The sequence below is a fragment of the Panacagrimonas perspica genome, assembly GCF_004364935.1.
GTDB classification, from domain to species: domain Bacteria; phylum Pseudomonadota; class Gammaproteobacteria; order Nevskiales; family Nevskiaceae; genus Panacagrimonas; species Panacagrimonas perspica.
Genome location: NZ_SOBT01000008.1, coordinates 207,433 through 227,758 on the forward strand (window position 1 = coordinate 207,433; position 20,326 = coordinate 227,758).

Here is a 20,326-nt window from a genome sequence, read left to right on the forward strand (position 1 = left end):
AGGACCGCGCGGGTCGCACAGAGTTTCGCGCGGTCCAGGGTTGTACGTGCGCTACAGCAGGCGGATGCGCGGGTTCAGGCTGAAGCGGCCGGTGATGCTGGCGCTGCCCAGCACATGGCCCTGGATGGCTTTTTGAACATCGGCCGCCGTGAACGAGCCTTCCACGGCGCAGCGCTCCACGTCGAGGGCATGCAATTCGAAGCGGTAGTGATGCACGACGCTGTCGTTCCACGGCGGGCAGGGGCCGTCGTAGCCCAGGTAATCGCCGCCCATGTCGGCGTCGCCCTTGAACCAGCCGGTGTAGTCGTTGATGCCCTGGCGCGAGCCTTCGGGCCCTGCCGGCGCACGCTTGCCGCGGGCGGTCACGCCGCGCGAGAAGGCGCCTTCCTCGATCTCGGTGACGTCCGCGCCGATGTCCACCATCGCCCAGTGCGTGAACGTCGTGCGCGGCAGCTTGAGCGGGACCTCGCGGTCTTCCTTGTTGACGTCGTCCGGCTTGGTCGGCACGTCCGGGTCGATGCACAGCAGCACGAAGCTCTTCGTTCCAGTGGGCGTGCCGGTCCAGCTCAGCTCCGGATTGAGGTTGTCCGAAAGACGGACATGCCCTCTGGGCGCCTTGACCGCAAACGCGCAGCGACCTGGAATCACGCCGCCGTTTTCGAACGATTTGCTGCTGAGCTTCATCGCCATGGTCCCGTTCTGGTTGTTTTGTGGCGGCAATCCCGGCCGCCGTGCCGCAGGTCGATCGTCTCGATGACCGGGCGGCGCGCGAGGGCTAAGGGTAACAACCCGCACCCGCGGGCGTCAGCCTGTCGAAAGCTACAGAGCGATCCGGCTCCCAAAAGAGTCTGCAAATCGCGCGATCAGGGCACGTCGGGCGCGAAGGCCTTGCGTCCAAATGCCGAGGCGATGCGGGCAAGTCCCAGGCCCAGGCGCTCGGACCACGGCTTGCGGGCCTGGTAGCGCACTTCGAAGACGTCGGCGTCCTCGACCCGCTGCAGGAGGTAGTCGTCGCTGCTGCGGATCTCGTCGATCAGCTTGAGCTCCGCCGCGCGGGTGCCGAACCAGTGCTCGCCGGTGGCCACGCGTGCCAGGTCCAGCACCGGTCGGTGCTCGGCGACGAAGCTCTTGAACAGCGCGTGCGTCTCGTCCAGCTCCTCGCGGAACTTGGCACGCGCCGCGTCGGTGTTCTCGCCGAACAGGGTCAGCGTCCGCTTGAATTCACCGGCCGTGTGCAGCTCCAGGTCGATGGCGTTCTTGCGCAGCAGCCGGTTGAAGTTGGGGATCTGGGCGACGACGCCGATCGAGCCGATCACCGCGAACGGCGCCGCCAGGATGCGATCGGCTACGCAGGCCATCAGGTAACCGCCGCTGGCTGCGACCTTGTCCACGACGACCGTCAGCCGCAGGCCGCGAGCGCGCACGCGCGTGAGCTGCGACGCGGCCAGGCCGTAGGCGTGAACCAGGCCGCCGGCGCTCTCCAGCCGCACGAGCACCTCGTCCTCCTTTCGCGCCACCTGCAGAACCGTGCTGACTTCCTCGCGCAGGCTCGCCACGGCGTGTGCTTGCAGGTCGCCCTCGAAATCCAGCACGAACACGCGCGGCCGGGACACGGCGCCCTTCTTGGCCTGGGCCTTCTTCTTCGTCTTTTCTTCCGACTTGCGCGTCTTCGCCAGTTTCTTGCGCTCGCCCGGATCCAGCATTTCATCGCGCAGGGTGTCGGCCATGTCGCGCAGGCGCTCGTTGACGTTGCGCACCTCCAGGCCCTTGCCGCCGTGCGCACGTGCGCCGCGCGCCAGCGCAAACAGATTGGCGGCCACCAGCAGGATCGCGATCACCAGGGTGACCGACTTGGCCAGGAACAGTCCGTAGTCGGACACGAACTCGATCACGCGAAGACTCCAGAAAAGGGCGGGGTGAGGCGCGACATGCGGGCGACGGCTCGCGACGGCGGCCGTCTGATTGTCGCGTGGGGTAATGCGACGCCTATAATAACCTCGCTGATTTGCTTGCCGAATTTGCGTTTTTGATTGTCAAACCAGCAGGGGAGTGGGCGCATGAAGAAAGTGACGGCAGCGGGGCTGACCGCATGGGCGATGCTGGCAGGCGCACCCGCGCACGCCGACGACGCCTACAGCGAGATGCGCCCCTACGTCTCCGGCCTCTTCAGCTATGTCGCCCAGCAAGACGAGCGCGGCGATCTGGTGGGCATTCCCGATCGCGCCTTCACCGAAGGCAAGGGCCTGCAACTGAGTTTCGGCAAGGCGATCAATCGCTGGCTGGGCTTCGAAGTCGCCGCGTTCGGCCACAACTACTCGCGCGACACCGGCAATTCGAGCATGCGCGACTACGGCGGCAAGATCGACGGCCTGTTTTTCTACAGCCGCGATCCGAATTTCTCGCCGTACTTCGGCGTCGGCGTCGGCGGCATCCGGACCGACATCAAGAACGGCGGCAACTCGTCCGATGATCCGTTCGCGGACGTCGGCCTGGGCTTCATGAAGCTCTTCGAGATCGGAGGGCATGAGCTTGGCGTGCGCGGCGACGTCCGGTATCGCCGCATCTTCTTCGGCGAAGACGCGCTGGGCGGGTCGGCGCAGGACGACGTCGGCGAAGCGGTGATCAAGGTGGGCATCGTCGTGCCGCTGGGCGCCAGGCCGGGCCGCGCTGCGCCGACGCCCGCGGACTGCCCCGACAGCGACGGTGACGGCGTATGCGATGCCGCCGACCTTTGCCCTGAAACCCCGGCCGGCACCACGGTGGACGACAAGGGCTGTCCGGTCGAGAAGTCCGCAAAGGGCGATCCGAACCAGAAGTTCGAAGACGTGCACTTCGCCTTCGACAAGTCCGACCTGACCGACTACGCGATGGCGCTGCTCGACAACGCGGCCAAGGTCATCAACGGTCTCGCGAAGAATTATCCGCAGCTCAAGATCGACGTCGGCGGGCATACCGACTGGGAAGGCACGGACGGCTACAACCAGGCGCTGTCCGAGCGGCGTGCCAACGTCGTGAAGCAGTATCTGCAGCGCAAGGGTGTCGATGCCGCCCGCGTGAACACACAGGCCTACGGCGAGGCACGGCCCAAGGCGACGAACGAAACCGATGAAGGCCGGGCGTTGAATCGTCGCGCGGAAGTCCGCGCCCGCGAGAAGTAGACCGTCGACGGCGGGCTGTCATGGAAGCCCCGCCGTCGCGGCGGCGCTTCTTTGTTTCTGCCGATTTGCCCAGACTCGAATCCCGAACCCTTTCACCGGATCACGCCTGCATGAGCACCCGATCAATGATCGTCGTCGGAGGTCTGCTCGCAGGCCTGATGGCGGGCATCGCCCAGGCCGCGGCCAGGCCGGTGCCCGACACCGATGGGGACGGCATTGCGGATGCGACCGACGACTGCCCGCAGTCGCCCGCCGGCGCGAGAGTGGATGCCAAGGGCTGTGCGCTCGACGAGGACGTCGATGGCGTTGCCGACGGCCTGGATCTCTGCCCGACATCGGCGTTCGGCGCCGTCGTGAACGCCGAGGGTTGCGCTGCGGGACAAAAGCCGCAGGCGGGCCTGGCCGCTCGAGCGTCGGCCGGCGCAACGAAGCCGGGGGCGGCTGCGACGCCCTCACGTCCTGCAGGGCCGCTTCCGGTTCTCGCGCGCCCTCCTGCGCCGGTGTTGCCCAAAGCGCCGGTCGGTGCGCCGTCGGACGCTGCGGCGGAGCCCTCGGAGATCGTCATTCTTTCGGAGCCCGAGCGGACGTTCTATTTCCATGAGGGGGACGCCGAGCTGTCGTGGGCGGCCCGGCGCTCCATCAAGCAGAGCGCGCAGGAACTGTTGCCGGAACTCGAGAAGAACGCGTCGATGAATCTCGTGCTCTCGGGCCACGGCGACACCAAGTCCGACGGCACGATGGCGCCGCGCCTGGCCACGTCCAGAGCACGAGCCGTGCGGGATTTCCTCGTCGCCAGCGGCGTGCCGCAGCAGCGAATCTCGATGCGTGTTCCGGGCGCGGGTGAGCCGCGTTACTTCGGCGCGAGTCTGGGCCGCAACTGCCGCGTCGAATTGCGCGTCGTGAACGGTCCTGCGCCGGTCACGCAGATACCGGTCTTCCAGATCCGCAAGGGGACATCAGGTGCGCCGCCGGTGACGCCTCCGACGGCCGTGCCGGTTCCAGTCCCGGCGCCGGTCGCGGTCGCCAAGCCGGCGCTCCCGCCGCCGCCCGCTCCCGTTGCGGCGCCGAAGCCCGCTGCACCGGTCGCAAAGCCGGCCCCGCCAGCGCCCGCAGCCGTGTCCGCGGAACGCAGCGTGTCCAGGACCTCGATCAACTTCGCGCCCTACAGCGCGGTGCTGGATGCCGACTCGGTCAACGTGCTCGAAGACTTCATCAAGAGTGGTGCTCGCGTGATGCGGTCGGATACCTCGGCGCGTGTCGTCGTCACCAGTGGGGTCGATGCGAGCGAGATCGGTCCTCCCGCAACACAACTTGCGGAAAGTCGCGCGGCGACGGTTCGCGCGAAGCTCGTGGCGCTGGGCATTGCGCGCAATAGCGTGGATGTGTCGACGAAAACGCCGACGGCGGCGCGACGCGCCGACGTGAGCATCGTCGTGCGCTGAGGCGATGCTGTCGTTCTGCGGGAGCTAAGGGTTCAGGCGTAGCGTCAGCGCAGGCTGGGCGAATCCAGCGTCGGACCGATGGCCTCGACGCGCTGAAGACGGGCGGCGATTTCCGCCGCATCTTCGGCCGGCGTTTCGAGCCATCCCTGCAGGTGCTGCCGGCAGAGTTCGGCCAGTGCCGCGATATGCACCGGTTGCGCGTTGAGCGCCGGGATGTAGCGCAGCGTCTCGCCACCGGCAGCGGCGAAGTCGGCCGCATAACGGATCGCGACCTCTTCCAGCGTCTCCAGGCAGTCCGCCGAAAAGCCGGGGCAGACGACGTCGAGCCGCCGAACGCCGCGCGCCGTCGCCAGCTGCGGGATCACGATGTCGCTGTACGGCATCAGCCAGGGTTGCCGGCCCAGACGCGATTGAAAGCTCACCGACCAGGCACCGGTTTCGAGTCCGAGCCGCGCGGCCAGCAGGCGTGCGGTTTTCTGGCACTGGCAGAAATACGGATCGCCGGCCTCCACGTACGCCCGCGGGATGGAGTGGAACGAGATCAGCAGATGCTCGCCGCGGCCATGTGCCTGCCACCAGGACTCGATGCTCGTCGCGAGCGCTTCGATATGCGCGGCATCGTCGTGATAGCTGCCGATCGTGCGGAGTTCCGGCATCCAGCGACGCTGGCGGAGCGCCGCGAACAGGGCATCGAACGCAGCCGCCGTCGTGGTGCCCGAATACTGCGGATACATCGGCAGCACGAGCATTCTGCGAACGCCTGCGCTTTCGAGTTCGGCCAACGCATTCTCGATCGACGGCTCGCCATAGCTCATCGCAAGACCCACGACGACGTCGGCGCCGAACGTGGACGCCAGCGCCTGCTGCTGGTCGCGCGAGATCGCCAGCAGCGGCGAGCCACGGGCCGTCCACACTTTCTCGTAGGCGTGAACCAGGCGTCGCGGGCGGAACGGCAGGATGAACAGGTACAGGACGGCGAGCCACAAGGCGCGCGGGAATTCCACCACGCGACGGTCCGACAGGAACTGGCGCAGGTAGCGGCGGATCGCACCGGCAGTCGGCGCGTCGGGTGTTCCGAGGTTGATCAGCAGCAGGCCGGTGCGGGCCGGCGTTCGATGCGGTGTTTCCATGTTCATCGGGCAATCGTCTTGCGAGGCGGCAGTGCGATCTCTCCGCGTTTGAGGCGGCGGAAGTAGTCGTGCCAGGCGCCCATCGCGCGCGTGCCCAGCAACAACATCACGGGAAGATTCACCGCCAGCATGAAGCCGAGCGCAACCGTCGACAGCGTGTCCACTTCACGGGACGTGCGGATGAAGCCCAGGCAGGTGAGCGCCACGAGCGCACACCACAGCAGCCGGTAGACGAGCACGCCGCGGTCCTTCACGCCGAAGTAGCGCATGCCCTGCTCACCGTAATACCCGTAGGTGATGATCGTCGACAGCGCGAACAGCCAGACGGCCGTCGTCACCATCCACTTGCCCAGACCCGCGTGCGCGGTGTCGAAGGCCTTGGCCGCCAGCGTCGAGCCGCGGTAGTCGGCGAACAGGCCGGGTTCGACCAGCACCGGCGTCGACACGCCGACGTGCCGCTGCCAGCGCAGGCCGATGCCGTTTTCGAGCACCGCCACTTCGCCATGGAGACGTGCGCGCTCCCCGTCGATCTCGAGCATCACGAACACCGGGTCGCCGGGTCGAAAGGTTTCGGAGGACTGCGTCGGCAGTTCGCTCACCGCCGGCTCCCACTCGCCTGGCTGGATCTGCGTCATCGCGGGCGGCACGTTCCAGGTGCCCACCGGACCGCGGTTCCACACACCCGAAGACAGGATCACCAGCGCGGTGATCGTGCACACCACCAGCGTGTCGATGAAGGGCTCGAGACCCGCGACCACGCCTTCGGTGACCGGCTCGGGCGTCTTCACGGCGGCGTGCGCGATCGGCGCCGTGCCCAGGCCGGATTCGGACGAGAACAGTGCACGTTTCATTCCGAAGATGAAGGCCATGCCCAGGCTCGCGCCGCTGAAGGCGCCGACCGCCTCGGCAGGCGCGAATGCGCTGCGAAAGATCAGGCGAAAGATGTCGGGCAGGGTCTGCGCATTGACGCTGAGCACGTAGACACCCGCGATCACGTAGATCAGGCACATCAGCGGCACGAGCTTGTCCGCCGTCTGGCCCAGGCGCTTGACGCCTCCGAGCACGACCAGCGCGACCAGCAGCGCCAGCACGACACCGCTGATCCACTGGGGGACGCCGAAGTAGGCCTGCGTCGTGTCGGCCACGCTCCAGGCCTGGAACATGTTGCCGCCAGTGACGGCGAACGTGAGCATCGCCACGCAGAAGAAGGCGCCCGCGACCTTGCCCAGCGCACCCCACAGCGGCCCCATCGCGGCGAGGCCACGACGGCATACGTACATCGTGCCGCCGTGCGGATCGTCTGGGTTGCTCATGTCGCGATAGAGCATCGCGAGCGTGACTTCAGTGCTCTTGAGGGCCATGCCGACGATGCCGACGACCCACATCCAGAACACGGCGCCGGGCCCGCCGAACTCCACCGCGATGGCGACGCCGGCAATGTTGCCCAGCCCCACCGTTCCCGAGAGGGCAGTCGACAAGGCCTGGAAATGCGAGAGCGCGCCCTGACCGCCGCGCGTGTCGATGCCGCGCCCCGCGACCAGCGCGACGCCGTGCGTCAGCGAGCGGTACTGCGAAAACCCGCTCCAGAGCGTGAACAGCACGCCCGCGCCCAGCAGCGTGGCGAGCACCGGAACGGACAACATGACCGCATTGAGCTGTTCGAGCAGCGCGAAGAAGGAACTCATCAGCCGGTAAGGTGCCCGTGCACGATCAAGCTGAAGCCGTTGCCAGGGTGCTGTGGCGATGCGAGTAGCCGAAGTACACCAGCATGCCAACGCTGAACCACACCGAGAACGCGATCCAGGTCATCAGCGGCAGGCTGATCATCAGCCACGCGCAGAAGAGCATGCCCAGGATCGGCAGCACCGGCGAGAACGGCACGCGGAACGGCCGCACCAGATCCGGACGCGTGCGGCGCATGATCATCACGCTCGCGCAGACCAGGAAGAACGCGCCGAGCGTGCCCAGGTTCACCAGCTCCGCGACCTTGCCGATCGGGAAGAAGCCGGCAACTAGCGCGATCAGCACGCCGCTGCACAGGATCAGGCGCACCGGCGTCTGCGTGCGCGGATTCACCGCCGCCATCGATGCCGGCAGCAGACCGTCGCGCGACATCGCCAGCACGACGCGGGTCAGGCCGTAGTAGAGGACCAGCATCACGGTGGTGATACCGAAGATCGCGCCGGTGGCGACGGCGCCCTTGGCCCAGCTCACGCCCAGACCGCTCATGGCTTCGGCGACGGGCGCCTTGATATCGATCTGCTGATACGGCACGACGCCGGTGAGAATTCCGGACACGACGATGTACAGCACCGTGCAGATACCCAGCGATGCGAGGATGCCGATGGGGAGGTCACGCTGCGGCCGCACGCATTCCTCGCCCGCGGTGGAGACGGCGTCGAATCCGATGTAGGCGAAGAAGATCAGCGCGGCAGCGGTGGTCACGCCCATGACGCCGTAGTGGCCGTGTCCGTCGGCGTCGATGACGCGCTCCGGAATGAACGGATGCCAGTTGTCGACGTTGACGTGCTGGCCGGCGATGAAGATGAAGGCCAGGATCGTCGCGAGCTTCACGAACACCATGACACCGTTGAATCGGGCCGATTCCTTGACGCCCCAGGACAGCAGACCCGCCAGCGCCAGCACGATCAGCATCGCCGGCACGTTGGCGATGCCGCCTTCGGCCGGCGCCGAGATGTACTGCGCGGGCAGATGCACGCCGAAGAAGGCATCGAGGATGCTCGACAGATAGCCCGACCATCCGATCGAGACGGTGGCCGTGGCCACCGCGTATTCGAGGATCAGCAGCCAGCCGATGATCCAGGCCACGAACTCGCCGATTCCGGCGTAGGCGTAGCCATAGGCGCTGCCGCAGCCGCCGACCGCGCTGGCCAGCTCCGCGTAGCACAGCGCCGCGAACCCGCAGGCGGTGCCGGAGAGGATGAAAGACAGCACGATGGCAGGCCCGGCGTGCTGCGCCGCGGCCACGCCGCTGAGAACGAAGATGCCGGTGCCGATGATGCAACCGATCCCGAGCAGCGTCAGGTCGAACGCGGTCAGGCAGCGCTTGAGGCCGGTGTTCGCATCGACTGCGACCGGCTTGGTTCGCATCAGGCTCATGCAGGCTCCGTGGGCTGTCATTGTCCCTGTGGTGCTTCGCGTCGCGGTGGGAGCGGCCCGCGCCGCACCGGACCTGATCCGGGATCAGGCTCGATGCGATAAGTATGCCGTCTGGCGACGCGGAGGTCGCGACTTGCGGATCGGGTCCGAGCAGACGGGGGCGCTCGTGCAGCGCCAGCCTCCGGTGAGGCGCAAGGCGTAGCCCGGACGAAGTCCGGGATTCCGCTCGCCCATCGAGCGAAACCCCGGACTTCGTCCGGGCTACGGGAGCGTTAGCGCTCGACGATCGCCGTGATGCCCAGGCCACCCGCGGCGCAGATCGAGATCAGCCCGCGCCCACCGCGGTTCTCGTCGATGATCTTCGCGAGCGTGGCCAGGATGCGGCCGCCGGTGGCCGCGAACGGATGGCCCAGTGCCACCGAGCCGCCGCGGATGTTCATGCGCGATCGATCGATCGTGCCCAGCACGCCCGAAAGGCCGAGCTGTTCCTTGCAGAATTTCGGATCGTTCCAGGCCTTGAGCGTGCACAGCACCTGCGCCGCGAAAGCCTCGTGGATCTCGTAGAAATCGAAGTCCTGCAGCTTGATGCCGGCGCGCGCCAGCATGCGCGGCACGGCGTAGGCAGGCGCCATCAGCAGGCCTTCCTTGCCGGTGGCGAAGTCCACGGCCGCCGTCTCGGCGTGCGTCAGGTAGGCCTGCGGCTGCAGCCCGCGTGCCGCGGCCCACTCCTCGCTGGCGAGCAGCACCGCCGAGGCGCCATCGGTCAGCGGCGTGGAATTGCCGGCGGTGAGCGTGCCGTTGGCACGGTCGTAGGCGGGCTTGAGCGACGACAGTTTTTCCAGGCTGGTGTCGCCGCGCAGGTTGTTGTCACGCTCCAGGCCGCGGAACGGAACGATCAGATCGCTGTAGAAGCCCGACTCGTAGGCGGCGGCGGCCTTCATGTGCGATTCGAACGCGAGCTGGTCCTGCTCTTCGCGCGCGATGTTCCAGGTCTTGGCCATCAGCTCCGTGTGCTGGCCCATGCTCATCTTCGTGCGCGGCTCGGTCACCGCCGGAATCGACGGGGCCAGCATGCTCGGGCGGAACTTGGCCAGGGCCTTCAGGCGCTGGCCGCCGGTCTTCGCGCGGTTGGCTTCCAGCAGGATCTTGCGCAGCTTCTCGTTGACGCCGATGGGGGCATCCGAGGTCGTATCGACGCCGCCCGAGATGCCGACTTCGATCTGGCCCAGCGCGATCTTGTTGCCGATGTTGACCGCCGCCTGCAGGCCGGTGCCACAGGCCATCTGCACGTCGTAGGCGGGCGTCTCGGCCGACAGGCCGGAAGACAGCACGGATTCACGGCAGAGGTTGAAGTCACGCGAATGCTTGAGCACCGCGCCGGCCGCCACTTCGCCGAGGCGCTCGCCGTGGAGCTGGAACTTGTCGACCACGCCGCGCAGCGAGGCGGTCAGCATGTCCTTGTTCGAGGCTTCCGCATACGCGCCATTGGAGCGGGCGAACGGAATGCGGGCACCGCCGAGGATGGCGACGCGCTGGATGGTCTGCTTCATGGGATCAGCTCCGCGCTGGAAGGAAAGATGATGCGCGGATTCTAGGCGTGCCTCCGTGAAGCTCATGCGGCCGCAGCGCCACGGGGCGGGGCGCGGAGGCTTCCGTCATCCCGGCCGTAGCCCGGGTGAAACCCGGGGTTCCTCTCGGCGGGATGACGGAACCCCGGGTTTCACCCGGGCTATGGTTTACGACGGGTTACTTCGGCGCCATGCGCAGCGCGCCGTCGAGACGGATCGTCTCGCCGTTGAGCATCGTGTTCTCGAGGATCGACTGCACCAGGTGCGCGAACTCGTGCGGACGGCCCAGGCGCGACGGGAACGGCACGCTCTTGCCCAGCGAATCCTGGATCTCCTTGGGCAGGGTCGCCATCAGCGGCGTCTCGAACAGGCCCGGTGCGATGGTGACGATGCGCACGCCGATGCGGGCGAATTCACGCGCGATGGGCAAGGTCATGCCGATCAGGCCGGCCTTGGAGGCCGAGTACGCGGCCTGGCCGATCTGGCCGTCGTAGGCGGCGATCGAGGCGGTGTTGACCAGCACGCCACGCTCGCCTTCCTCGTTGGGCTGCTGCGCGTTCATCACTTCGGCGGCGAAGCGGATGACGTTGAAGCTGCCGATCAGGTTGACGTTGACGACCTTGGTGAACACTTCCAGCGCCTGCGCCGTGCCGTCCTTGTTCAGGACCTTGGCGGGCGCACCGATGCCGGCGCAGTTGATCGCGCCGTGCAGGCCGCCGAACGCGCTCTTGGCGAGCTGCACCGCGGCGCGGGCATCGTCTTCGTTGACGACGTTGCACTTGATGTAGCGGGTCTGCTCGCCGAGTTCGGCGACCAGGGCATGGCCGCCCACCTCGTTGAGATCGGCGACGACGACGCGTCCGCCGAGCTTGACGAGGTTGCGTACGGTGGCAGCGCCCAGGCCTGACGCGCCGCCGGTGACGACAAAACTGTTGTTCTCAATCTTCATGTGACCCTTCGTTCTTTATTTGACGGTGATGGTGATCTTGTCGGACGCCAGCGTCGGATTGAACGCCTGGTGTTTCCAGTCGCCGAGGACGAGCTGCAGCGTGTGCTTGCCCGGCTTGAGCTTGAGCGTGGTCTCGGTCTGACCCTTGCCGAAATGGACGACCTGCTCGCTGGTGGGCAGCGGCAGCGCGAAATCGACCGTGGGATCGTCGATCAACAGGTGGTGGTGGCCGGTGGCCTCGATCTGTGTGCCGGCGGGTGCGATGCCCATGCCGGACAGGCCGAACACGACCGTGACCGGGCTGGTCACCGTGGCGTCGTTGGCGGGCGAAATGATGTACACCTTGGCGCCGGCCGGAGCGGCACTGGGCAGGTTGAATTTCTCGGCCATCTTGTTGCTGGCCTGCGCCTTGGCTGCTTCCTTGATTCCGGCGAAGGCATCGTCCTTGGCCAACGCCAGAACGGGCAGGCCGGCTACGGCGAGCGACAACGTCAGCGAAGAAATCAGCGGAAAGCGCATGGTCCGGCTCCGAAACGAAAGGGATCAGGGGGCAACGAAGGTGAGGCCGCGATGATAACGGGCGACGCGAAGTGGGACAGGCATTGGCTACACTTCGTTCCGATTGATCCGCGTGACGATGGCATGACCCAGAAGAAGCCCACACCGACCAAAGTAGGGGATGCGGAGCCGGCGCCCGACGCCGTTGCCCCCAAGCGCAACGCTGTCGCCCGCAAACCCAAGGTCGTCGCTCCAAAGGCGGAGGCGGTCGCTCCGAAGGCGAAGGTCGTCGCCACCAAGCCCAAGGCGGTCGCGCCAAAGCCCGAGGCCGTCGCTCCGAAGACGGAGCCGGTGGCCCCGAAGCCAAAAGTCGCTGCCAAGCCGAAGGCCATTGCCTCGAAGCCGGATCCCGTTGCGCCGAAGGCCGAGGCTCCGGTCGCGAAGCACGAGCCGGTCGCGCCGAAGCCTGAGGCCGTCGCCCCGAAGCCCGAGCCCACCCCGCCGAAGCCGCCCGAGCCCAAACGTTCGGCGATGAAGCTGCCGGAAGGTCTCGTTCCGAGAGCTGCCGCCGGCCCGCGACAGGGTCCGGGCTGGGATCGCAATGCTTCAGGCAGGCCGCAGCGGGACGCGGCGCGAAGGGCGGGGAAGTCGCGGAAAGTCCATTAAAGGACGATCTGCGTGGGTCCTGTCGGGGCTGGCGCCCCTCCTACAGGATCGAAATGCTCATGCAGGAGGGGCGTCAGCCCCGACAGCCCGTCACCGCGCCGCCTTCAACTCCTGCACGCCCTTCGGTCCGCCCAGGATCAGCAGGTCGGCCGGCCGGTGCGCGAACAGTCCCACCGTCACGACGCCGGCGATCATCGAGATCTGCTGCTCCAGCTCTAGCGGCTTTTCGATGCGCAGGCCATGGATGTCCAGGATCGGGTTGCCGTTGTCGGTCGTGAAGCCGGCGCGCAATTCGGGCTGGCCGCCGAGCTTGACGATCTCGCGCGCCACGTAGCTGCGCGCCATCGGCAGCACCTCGACCGGCAGCGGGAACTTGCCGAGCGCGGGCACCAGCTTCGATTCGTCGGCGATGCACACGAACATGCGCGAGGCCGCCGCGATGATCTTCTCGCGCGTCAGCGCGCCGCCGCCGCCCTTGATGAGCTGCAGGTGACGGTTGGTCTCGTCGGCGCCATCCACGTACAGCGACAGCGAACCGGCTTCGTTGAGATCCACCACCGGGATGCCGAGCGCCTTGAGCCGGGCCGTCGATGCTTCGGAACTGGAGACCGCGGCCGGAATGTCCGACTTGTGCGGCGCGAGCAGATCGATGAAGTGGTTCACCGTCGAGCCGGTGCCGATGCCGATCGGCTCGCCGGGGCGCAGATATTTGAGAGCGGCACGCGCGGCTTCGCGCTTGCCTTCGTCCTGGGTCATGTGGGAATCCGTTGTCCAAAAATGGCAGTGCCGACGCGCACCAGCGTCGAGCCTTCGGCGATCGCGATCTCCAGATCGTCGGTCATGCCGGCGGAAATGGTATCCAGCGGCAGGCCGGACGCGCGAATGTTTTCGAACAGCACGCGCAATTCGTGGAACGGCGCGCGCGCGTCGCGGGCATCTTTGATCGGAGCGGGGATTCCCATCAGGCCACGCAGCCGCAGCCGTGGCAGTTTCGCCACGGCGGCGCACAGCGCCTGCGCCTGCGCCGGGTCACAGCCCGACTTGCTGGCTTCGCAGGAGATGTTCACCTGCACGCATACCTGCAGCGGCGCTGCGGCGGGATCCCGTGCATCGGAGAGGCGCTGCGCCACCTTGAGCCGATCCACGCCATGCACCCAATCGAAGTGGGCGGCGATGTCCCGCGTCTTGTTCGACTGGACCGGACCGATGAAATGCCATTCGAGCGCCAGGTCGGCCAGCGCAGCCCGCTTGTCCAGCGCCTCCTGCACGTAGCTCTCGCCGAAAGCAGACTGGCCCGCCTCGGCCGCCGCCCGGATCGAATCGGCCCCGAAGGTCTTCGAAACGGCGAGCAGTCGGGCTGCGTCGACAGGGCGCCCCGAGGCCGTGCAGGCGCGCTCGATCCGGGTGCGCACGAGCGTCAGGCTTTCCTTGAGGTTCTGCATCTAAGTCTGTTGCTTTTCTGCCGGTTTTGCCGCTAGTGTCGGTCGCCTTGGGGGGCACGCGTAAACGCTTTACGGGGACTCATGGATATCGCGCAGCTGTTGACGTTCGGCGTCAAAAACGGGGCTTCGGACCTTCACCTGTCGGCGGGGGTCGAACCCATGATCCGTGTCGACGGCGAGATGAAACGCATCAACCTGCCACCGCTTGATCACAAGCAGGTGCACGGCATGGTGTACGACATCATGAACGACAAGCAGCGCAAGGCCTACGACGAGTTCTTCGAAACGGACTTCTCGTTCGAGATCCCGGGCCTGGCGCGTTTTCGTGTCAACGCGTTCACCCAGGCACGTGGCTCGGGCGCGGTGTTCCGCACCATTCCGACCAAGATCGTCTCGCTGGAAGATCTGAACTGCCCGCCGATCTTCAAGGAGCTCGCCGACCTTCCGCGTGGACTGGTGCTGGTCACCGGTCCGACGGGTTCGGGCAAGTCGACCACGCTGGCGGCGATGGTCAACCACAAGAACGAGTCCGAGCACGGTCACATCCTGACCATCGAGGACCCGATCGAATTCGTGCACCAGTCCAAGCGCTGCATGATCAACCAGCGCGAAGTGCATCGCGACACGCTGGGCTTCAACGAAGCGCTGCGCTCGGCGCTGCGTGAGGATCCGGACACCATTCTGGTCGGCGAAATGCGCGACCTGGAAACCATCCGCCTGGCGCTGACCGCCGCGGAAACGGGCCACCTCGTGCTCGCCACGCTGCATACGAGTTCGGCGGCCAAGACCATCGACCGCGTCGTCGACGTCTTCCCCGCGGCCGAGAAGGACATGATCCGCGCGATGCTGTCGGAAGGCCTCAAGGCCGTGATCTCGCAGACGCTGCTCAAGAAGCGCGGCGGCGGTCGCGTGGCCGCGCACGAGATCATGATCGGCACGCCGGCCATCCGTAACCTGATCCGCGAGAACAAGGTCGCGCAGATGTACTCGTCGATCCAGACGGGCCAGAAGGAAGGCATGCAGACGCTCGAGCAGTGCCTGAAGGATCTGGTGAAGAAGGGCCTGGTGGATGCGGGCGATGCCCGTCGCAAGGCCAACAAGGCACTGGAGCTCTGAGCCATGGAGCGCGACCAGGCCATTCGACTCGTCCAGCAGCTGCTCACTCTGCTCAAGGCCAAGAACGGCTCCGACCTGTTCATCACGGCGGGTTTCCCGCCGGCGATCAAGGTCGATGGCCAGGTCACGCCGGTGATGGACAAGCCGGTGTCGTCGGAGAACGCCGCACTGATCGTGCGCAGCCTGATGGCGGATCGGCAGATCAAGGAATTCGAATCGACCAACGAGTGCCAGTTCGCGATCAGCCCGCCGGGCATCGGGCGTTTCCGCGTCTCGGCTTTCGTGCAGCAGGGAAGCGTCGGCGCCGTGATGCGTGTCATCACCACCACCATCCCGACGTTCGAACAGCTCGGCCTGCCCGAGCAGCTCAAGAACATCGCGATGGCCAAGCGCGGCCTGGTCATCATGGTCGGCGCCACGGGTTCGGGTAAGTCGACGTCGCTGGCGGCGATGCTCGGCTACCGCAACGTGAACTCCAAGGGCCACATCATCACGATCGAGGATCCGATCGAATACGTGCACGCCCACGCCGGCTGCATGGTCACGCAGCGTGAAATCGGCATCGATACGCACAGCTGGGACAACGCGCTGAAGAACACGCTGCGCCAGGCGCCGGACGTCATCCAGATCGGCGAAGTGCGTACGCGCGAGACGATGGAATACGCGGTGCACTTCGCGGAAACCGGTCATCTCGTGCTGACCACGCTGCACGCGAACAGCGCCAACTCGGCGCTCGATCGCATCATCAACTTCTTCCCCGAGGAGAAGCGCGAGCAGTTGCTGATGGATCTGGGCCTGAACCTGCGCGCGATCATCTCGCAGCGCCTGGTGCGCCGTGAAACCGGAGGCCGCGCCGCGGCGATGGAGATCCTGCTCAATACGCCGCTGGTGGCTGACATGATCTTCAAGGGCGAGGTCGCCGAGCTCAAGGAGGTCATGGGCCGCTCCAACGAGCAGGGCATGATCACCTTCGATCAGTTCCTGTTCGACATGTTCGAGCACAAGGTCATCAACTACGAGGAAGCGATCCGCAACGCCGATTCGCAGAACGAGGTGCGCCTGCGCATCAAGCTCGAATCCAAGCGTGCCGCGCAGAACCTGCTCGAGGACGAAGTGGTGAAGAAGATGACGATGCAGAAGGACGAGGACGCAGGCCAGATCCTTCGCCGGTAAGCCTGGGGCTGCCGCCCTGGGCGGAGCGAAGGGTCTTCGCTCCGGCAGGCGTCACGTCGGAAAGAAGCTCCAAACACAAAGCCGTCGCCGCATCGCGGCCGCTGCGCCAGGGAAAGTTCGCGATGCTCAAGATTCTTCCGTACCTCAAGCTCTGCGTCGAGAAGAACGCTTCCGACATCTACTTCACGTCGAATGCGCCCGCGATGCTGCGCATCGAAGGCGAGATGCTCGCGATCGGCAAGACGCTGATGACCGGCGAGTTCATCAAGGAACTTGCCTACTCGATTCTCACCCCCGAGCAGCAGGAGCATCTGGTCCAGAAGAACGAGATCGATCTGGCCTCGCAAGCCGGCGGCCTGGGGCGATTCCGCGTCAACGTCTTCACGCAGCGCGGCCAGCTGGCCATGGTGATGCGCTACGTGAAGTCGGACGTGCCCACGCTCGATTCGCTGGGTGTGCCGGAGATCCTCAAGGATCTGATCATGCAGAAGCGGGGCCTGATCCTCGTGGTCGGCGCCACCGGCAGCGGCAAGAGCACGACGCTCGCGGCGATGATCAATCATCGCAACGAGAATTCCTCGGGCCACATCCTGACGATCGAGGACCCGATCGAGTACGTGCATCCGAACCGCCGCTCGATCATCAATCAGCGCGAGGTCGGGCAGGACACGGAAAGCTACGATCGCGCGCTGATCTCGTCGCTGCGCGAAGCACCGGACGTGATCCTGATCGGCGAGGTGCGTCGACGCGACACGATGGACGCCTGCATCCAGCTCGCCAACACTGGCCATCTGGGCCTGACCACGCTGCACGCGAACAACGCGTATCAAGCCCTGCAGCGCGTCATCAACCTGTACTCCGCGGACGGGCGCCAGCAGCTCTACATGGATCTGTCGCTGACCCTGCGCGCGATCGTCAGCCAGCGCCTCGTGCGCCGGAAGGATGGCCGCCGCTGCGCCGCGGTCGAAGTGATGCTGAACACGCCCTACATCCAGGAACTGATCCTTTCCGAGCGCATCGACGAGATCAAGGCGACGATGGAGTCGTCCTCGGAGAAGGGCATGCAGACGTTCGACCAGGCGCTCTACAACCTCTACAAGCGCGGGATCATCGATCTCGAAGAGGCGCTGCACAACGCCGATTCGCGGACCAACCTCGAAGCGAAGATCAACTTCGGCGTTTGAGGTTTTCTGTAGCCCGGACGAAGTCCGGGGCCCCGTGAAGTTGAGGATTCCCGGACTTCGTCCGGGCTACGGGGGCGCTCAGCGTCGGATCAGGCGCCGCCACAGCAGGAACAGGCCCACGATCCCGGCGCCGACCCACAGCTTGATGGCATTGGACTGCGAGGTCTGGCCCGGCACGACTTCGGCCGCGTTCTCGCCGTAAATAAGCCAGGCCTTCACGAACAGCGGATCGAGCTTGTGCGGCGTGCCCAGCGTGATGTCCACGCGCACGCCCTCGTCGGCGGGCAGGCGGTAGCTGAAGGCGTCGCGACCGATCGCGAGCGCCGCCGCCGAGTCCTTGAGCTTGATGAGCAGTCGCGACATCAGGTCCGCGTGATACATCAGCACGCTCTTGTTGGCCGGGATGGCGCACTTCAGCGGCTGACCCATGCACTCGATGCCGATGCGCACGCTGCCGTCCGAGCCCGTGAGCGCCTTGACCGAGGCCGCGTAGTCGACCACGAGCGTGACGGGACCTTTGCTGCCATCGACGACGAAGCTGCCGACCACGACGCTGTCGCCCAGCTTCACCTGGTGATCGGGTTCGATGAGACCCTTGAAGTCGTCGGACAGGCCGTCGGTGACCACCCACCAGTTCGCGGCGATGATCTGGATGGGTTTCGCCGGATCGGCGCTCAGCAGCGGGGCGTTGATCACCGCCTCGAGCTCTTCGCGCGTGGCGCCGAGCGCGGTGGCGGCGCTCAGGCACGCGAGAACGGCGAATGCCCACCGTCCCGACGTGCGCGCAGACAGAAGACCGCGCGCCGCGCGATTCGCCATCAGCCGTGGCGCGCGATGCGCTCGTCGAGGTCGCGTGCGCGCAGGCGCTTCTGCACGTTGCGCAGCACGCCGGCGGTGTCGAGTCCGATCTGCGCCAGCAATTCCTCGCGCGAACCGTGCTCGACGAAATGATCGGGCAGGCCCAGGTTGAGCGCCGGAACCGTGTGGTGCTGCGCCACCAGCACTTCGTTGACACCGCTGCCGGCGCCGCCGGACTTCACGTTGTCCTCCAGCGTGACGATCAGGTCGTTCTCGTTGGCCAGCTCCAGGATCAGTTCGTGATCCAGCGGCTTGACGAAGCGCATGTCGGCGACGACGGCGTCGAGGATCTCGGCGGCTTCGAGCGCGGTCTGCACCATGCTGCCGAACGCCAGGAACGCGACGCGCGGGCGGCGACGGCCATGCGCTTCGCGAACAATGCGGCCCTTGCCGATCGTCAGCGGCTTGGCATCGGCTTCGAGCGCGGTGCCGTTGCCGCTGCCGCGCGGGTAACGGATGGCCGAAGGCTGGTTGAGAACAAGGCCGGTGGCGAACATGCGACGGCATTCGTTCTCGTCGCTGGGCGCCATCACCACCATGTTCGGGACGCAGCGCAGGTACGACAGGTCGAACGCGCCGTGGTGCGTGGCACCGTCGGCACCGACCAGGCCGCCGCGATCGAGTGCGAACACGACGGGCAGGTTCTGCAGCGCCACGTCGTGGATGAGCTGGTCGTAGGCGCGCTGCAGGAACGTGGAATAGATCGCGCAGACCGGACGCAGGCCTTCGCAGGCCAGGCCCGCGCTGAGCGTCACCGCATGCTGCTCGGCGATGCCGACGTCGTGGTAGCGATCAGGAAAGCGCTTGGCGAATTCCACCAGCCCCGAGCCCTCGCGCATCGCCGGCGTGATGCCGACGACACGGGGATCCTTCGCGGCGGCGTCGCACAGCCAGTCGCCGAAGATCTGCGTGTAGCTGGGACGGCCGCCCTGCTTGGCCGGCGGGAACTCGCCGGTGACCGGGTCGAACTGCGTGACGCCGTGATACTTGATGGGGTCGATCTCGGCGGGCTCGAAGCCCTTGCCCTTGACCGTCAGCACGTGCAGCAGGTGAGGGCCGGGCAGGTCGCGCAGCTTTTCCATCGCGCGGGTCAGCGCGCCAAGATCGTGGCCGTCGACCGGGCCGTGATAGCCGAACCCCAGCGTGCGGAACAGCGCGGCCGGATCGTCGAGGTGGGCTTCGTTGACTTCGTCGTCCTGCGGCAGCCGCGTCAGGTGCGGCGCCACCAGGCCCAGCCGCTGTGCCAGCCTTGCGGTGCGATCCCGCAGCGCGCCGACGTTCTCGCTGATCGACATGTCGTTGTCGTTGTAGACCACCAGCATGTCCAGCTTCTGGTGGCCGGCGTGGTTCAGGGCCTCGTAGGCCATGCCGGCGGTCATGCCGCCGTCGCCGATCACGGCGACGACGCGGCGCTTTTCCTTCTTGATGCGCGCGCCGGCGGCCATGCCGGCCGCGGCGGAGATCGAAGTGCTCGAGTGGCCGACGCCGAAAGTGTCGTACTCGCTCTCGTCGCGCCAGCAGAACGGATGCAGGCCGCCGAACTTGCGGATGGTCTCGAGCTGGGCGCGGCGGCCGGTGAGCATCTTGTGCGGATAGGCCTGGTGGCCGACGTCCCAGACCAGGCGATCGTGCGGGGTATCGAAGCAGCGGTGCAGGGCCAGGCTCAGCTCGACCGTGCCCAGGTTGGCGGCGAAATGCCCCCCGACGCGACCCAGGGTTTCGATCAGGAACCGCCGCATTTCCACGGCCAGATGCGGTAATTCCTCGGCGGGCAGCCGACGCAGGTCGGCGGGCTGCTGAATGCGGCCGAGGATGGAGTACCCAGGGATTTCGGTCATGCGGGCAGTGTCGTCCAGCGATGCACGGGTCGTGTGCGGTCGGTGCGTCATTATCGTGCAATTGCTGCAGTGCAGGACGAGTCTGTTCTCCGGCGTGGGTCTCCGGCATTGGCACGAAGGCCGGACGCGGGCCGGCGACAAGCCATGGCCAGCGTTGCGGGAGGGAGTCGATGGCAGCGTCGTA

At 66.5% G+C, this 20,326-nt stretch carries 18 protein-coding genes; 6 read left to right on the forward strand and 12 right to left on the reverse strand.

Going from position 1 to position 20,326, the window contains the following annotated elements:
• Positions 1–51 precede the first annotated feature (51 nt).
• Together DFR24_RS01050 and sohB are read right to left on the reverse strand one after the other, a co-directional pair.
• On the reverse strand, positions 52–684 hold the full coding sequence (locus tag DFR24_RS01050) for a YbhB/YbcL family Raf kinase inhibitor-like protein (RefSeq protein ID WP_133879501.1): 633 nt from the start codon (positions 682–684) through the stop codon (positions 52–54).
• Positions 685–863: 179 nt separating this feature from the next.
• The gene (gene sohB, locus DFR24_RS01055) at positions 864–1,892 is read right to left on the reverse strand and encodes a protease SohB (protein ID WP_210772591.1); all 1,029 of its coding nucleotides are present in this window, start codon (positions 1,890–1,892) and stop codon (positions 864–866) included.
• A 165-nt stretch (positions 1,893–2,057) separates the two neighbouring features.
• Here sohB and DFR24_RS01060 point away from each other — a divergent pair, with 165 nt between their 5' ends.
• On the forward strand, positions 2,058–3,158 hold the full coding sequence (locus DFR24_RS01060; protein ID WP_133879502.1) for an OmpA family protein: 1,101 nt from the start codon (positions 2,058–2,060) through the stop codon (positions 3,156–3,158).
• A gap of 110 nt (positions 3,159–3,268) precedes the next feature.
• Complete coding sequence (locus DFR24_RS01065) at positions 3,269–4,600, forward strand: OmpA family protein (protein ID WP_210772592.1); 1,332 nt, start codon at positions 3,269–3,271, stop codon at positions 4,598–4,600.
• 44 nt (positions 4,601–4,644) lie between these two features.
• Here DFR24_RS01065 and hemH read toward each other — a convergent pair whose 3' ends face one another.
• The 6 genes from hemH to DFR24_RS01095 form a co-directional block, all read right to left on the reverse strand.
• On the reverse strand, positions 4,645–5,736 hold the full coding sequence (gene hemH / locus DFR24_RS01070; protein ID WP_133879504.1) for a ferrochelatase: 1,092 nt from the start codon (positions 5,734–5,736) through the stop codon (positions 4,645–4,647).
• Positions 5,733–7,415: an alanine/glycine:cation symporter family protein gene (locus DFR24_RS01075; protein WP_133879505.1), complete on the reverse strand. Its 1,683-nt coding sequence runs from the start codon at positions 7,413–7,415 to the stop codon at positions 5,733–5,735. Before DFR24_RS01075 ends, hemH begins: the two co-directional genes overlap by 4 nt.
• A gap of 25 nt (positions 7,416–7,440) precedes the next feature.
• Positions 7,441–8,850, reverse strand: a complete 1,410-nt coding sequence (locus DFR24_RS01080) for an amino acid permease (protein WP_133879506.1) — start codon at positions 8,848–8,850, stop codon at positions 7,441–7,443.
• Between the two features lie 272 nt (positions 8,851–9,122).
• On the reverse strand, positions 9,123–10,400 hold the full coding sequence (locus DFR24_RS01085; RefSeq protein WP_133879507.1) for an acetyl-CoA C-acetyltransferase: 1,278 nt from the start codon (positions 10,398–10,400) through the stop codon (positions 9,123–9,125).
• 196 nt (positions 10,401–10,596) lie between these two features.
• The gene (locus DFR24_RS01090) at positions 10,597–11,367 is read right to left on the reverse strand and encodes a 3-hydroxyacyl-CoA dehydrogenase (RefSeq protein ID WP_133879508.1); all 771 of its coding nucleotides are present in this window, start codon (positions 11,365–11,367) and stop codon (positions 10,597–10,599) included.
• Between the two features lie 15 nt (positions 11,368–11,382).
• The gene (locus DFR24_RS01095; RefSeq protein ID WP_366518893.1) at positions 11,383–11,757 is read right to left on the reverse strand and encodes a DUF4399 domain-containing protein; all 375 of its coding nucleotides are present in this window, start codon (positions 11,755–11,757) and stop codon (positions 11,383–11,385) included.
• Between the two features lie 252 nt (positions 11,758–12,009).
• Between DFR24_RS01095 and DFR24_RS25100 the strand changes: the two genes are divergently transcribed.
• Complete coding sequence (locus tag DFR24_RS25100; protein WP_133879510.1) at positions 12,010–12,531, forward strand: hypothetical protein; 522 nt, start codon at positions 12,010–12,012, stop codon at positions 12,529–12,531.
• A 90-nt stretch (positions 12,532–12,621) separates the two neighbouring features.
• Here the strand turns inward: DFR24_RS25100 and rpiA are convergent, their stop codons facing one another.
• Positions 12,622–13,287 (reverse strand): ribose-5-phosphate isomerase RpiA, encoded by a 666-nt coding sequence (rpiA, locus tag DFR24_RS01105; RefSeq protein ID WP_133879511.1) that lies wholly within the window; start codon positions 13,285–13,287, stop codon positions 12,622–12,624.
• Positions 13,284–13,973 carry a YggS family pyridoxal phosphate-dependent enzyme gene (locus DFR24_RS01110; RefSeq protein ID WP_133879512.1) on the reverse strand — a complete coding sequence of 230 codons (690 nt, stop codon included), beginning with the start codon at positions 13,971–13,973 and terminating at the stop codon, positions 13,284–13,286. The genes rpiA and DFR24_RS01110 overlap by 4 nt, the downstream gene beginning before the upstream one ends.
• Positions 13,974–14,054: 81 nt before the next feature.
• Between DFR24_RS01110 and DFR24_RS01115 the strand changes: the two genes are divergently transcribed.
• From DFR24_RS01115 to DFR24_RS01125, 3 genes are all read left to right on the forward strand, one after another.
• Entirely contained in the window at positions 14,055–15,089 is a 1,035-nt protein-coding gene (locus tag DFR24_RS01115) for a type IV pilus twitching motility protein PilT (RefSeq protein ID WP_133879513.1), read from the forward strand.
• Positions 15,090–15,092: 3 nt separating this feature from the next.
• Positions 15,093–16,262 carry a PilT/PilU family type 4a pilus ATPase gene (locus DFR24_RS01120; protein ID WP_133879514.1) on the forward strand — a complete coding sequence of 390 codons (1,170 nt, stop codon included), beginning with the start codon at positions 15,093–15,095 and terminating at the stop codon, positions 16,260–16,262.
• A gap of 122 nt (positions 16,263–16,384) precedes the next feature.
• Positions 16,385–17,446: a PilT/PilU family type 4a pilus ATPase gene (locus tag DFR24_RS01125; RefSeq protein WP_133879515.1), complete on the forward strand. Its 1,062-nt coding sequence runs from the start codon at positions 16,385–16,387 to the stop codon at positions 17,444–17,446.
• 78 nt (positions 17,447–17,524) lie between these two features.
• Here the strand turns inward: DFR24_RS01125 and DFR24_RS01130 are convergent, their stop codons facing one another.
• Together DFR24_RS01130 and dxs are read right to left on the reverse strand one after the other, a co-directional pair.
• Entirely contained in the window at positions 17,525–18,265 is a 741-nt protein-coding gene (locus DFR24_RS01130; RefSeq protein WP_133879516.1) for a hypothetical protein, read from the reverse strand.
• A complete protein-coding gene (gene dxs / locus DFR24_RS01135) occupies positions 18,265–20,142 on the reverse strand; it encodes a 1-deoxy-D-xylulose-5-phosphate synthase (protein WP_133879517.1) in 1,878 nt (625 codons plus the stop codon). The genes DFR24_RS01130 and dxs overlap by 1 nt, the downstream gene beginning before the upstream one ends.
• Positions 20,143–20,326: the final 184 nt, after the last annotated feature.

Bases quoted from the DNA above. Each gene is read 5' to 3' on its own strand.
- DFR24_RS01050 (WP_133879501.1), bottom strand. From the start codon at position 684: ATGAAGCTCAGCAGCAAATCGTTCGAAAACGGCGGCGTGATTCCAGGT.
- DFR24_RS01060 (WP_133879502.1), top strand. From the start codon at position 2,058: ATGAAGAAAGTGACGGCAGCGGGGCTGACCGCATGGGCGATGCTGGCA.
- DFR24_RS01065 (WP_210772592.1), top strand. From the start codon at position 3,269: ATGAGCACCCGATCAATGATCGTCGTCGGAGGTCTGCTCGCAGGCCTG.
- hemH (WP_133879504.1), bottom strand. From the start codon at position 5,736: ATGAACATGGAAACACCGCATCGAACGCCGGCCCGCACCGGCCTGCTG.
- DFR24_RS01075 (WP_133879505.1), bottom strand. From the start codon at position 7,415: ATGAGTTCCTTCTTCGCGCTGCTCGAACAGCTCAATGCGGTCATGTTG.
- DFR24_RS01080 (WP_133879506.1), bottom strand. From the start codon at position 8,850: ATGAGCCTGATGCGAACCAAGCCGGTCGCAGTCGATGCGAACACCGGC.
- DFR24_RS01085 (WP_133879507.1), bottom strand. From the start codon at position 10,400: ATGAAGCAGACCATCCAGCGCGTCGCCATCCTCGGCGGTGCCCGCATT.
- DFR24_RS01090 (WP_133879508.1), bottom strand. From the start codon at position 11,367: ATGAAGATTGAGAACAACAGTTTTGTCGTCACCGGCGGCGCGTCAGGC.
- DFR24_RS01095 (WP_366518893.1), bottom strand. From the start codon at position 11,757: ATGGCCGAGAAATTCAACCTGCCCAGTGCCGCTCCGGCCGGCGCCAAG.
- DFR24_RS25100 (WP_133879510.1), top strand. From the start codon at position 12,010: ATGACCCAGAAGAAGCCCACACCGACCAAAGTAGGGGATGCGGAGCCG.
- rpiA (WP_133879511.1), bottom strand. From the start codon at position 13,287: ATGACCCAGGACGAAGGCAAGCGCGAAGCCGCGCGTGCCGCTCTCAAA.
- DFR24_RS01110 (WP_133879512.1), bottom strand. From the start codon at position 13,973: ATGCAGAACCTCAAGGAAAGCCTGACGCTCGTGCGCACCCGGATCGAG.
- DFR24_RS01115 (WP_133879513.1), top strand. From the start codon at position 14,055: ATGGATATCGCGCAGCTGTTGACGTTCGGCGTCAAAAACGGGGCTTCG.
- DFR24_RS01120 (WP_133879514.1), top strand. From the start codon at position 15,093: ATGGAGCGCGACCAGGCCATTCGACTCGTCCAGCAGCTGCTCACTCTG.
- DFR24_RS01125 (WP_133879515.1), top strand. From the start codon at position 16,385: ATGCTCAAGATTCTTCCGTACCTCAAGCTCTGCGTCGAGAAGAACGCT.
- DFR24_RS01130 (WP_133879516.1), bottom strand. From the start codon at position 18,265: ATGGCGAATCGCGCGGCGCGCGGTCTTCTGTCTGCGCGCACGTCGGGA.
- dxs (WP_133879517.1), bottom strand. From the start codon at position 20,142: ATGACCGAAATCCCTGGGTACTCCATCCTCGGCCGCATTCAGCAGCCC.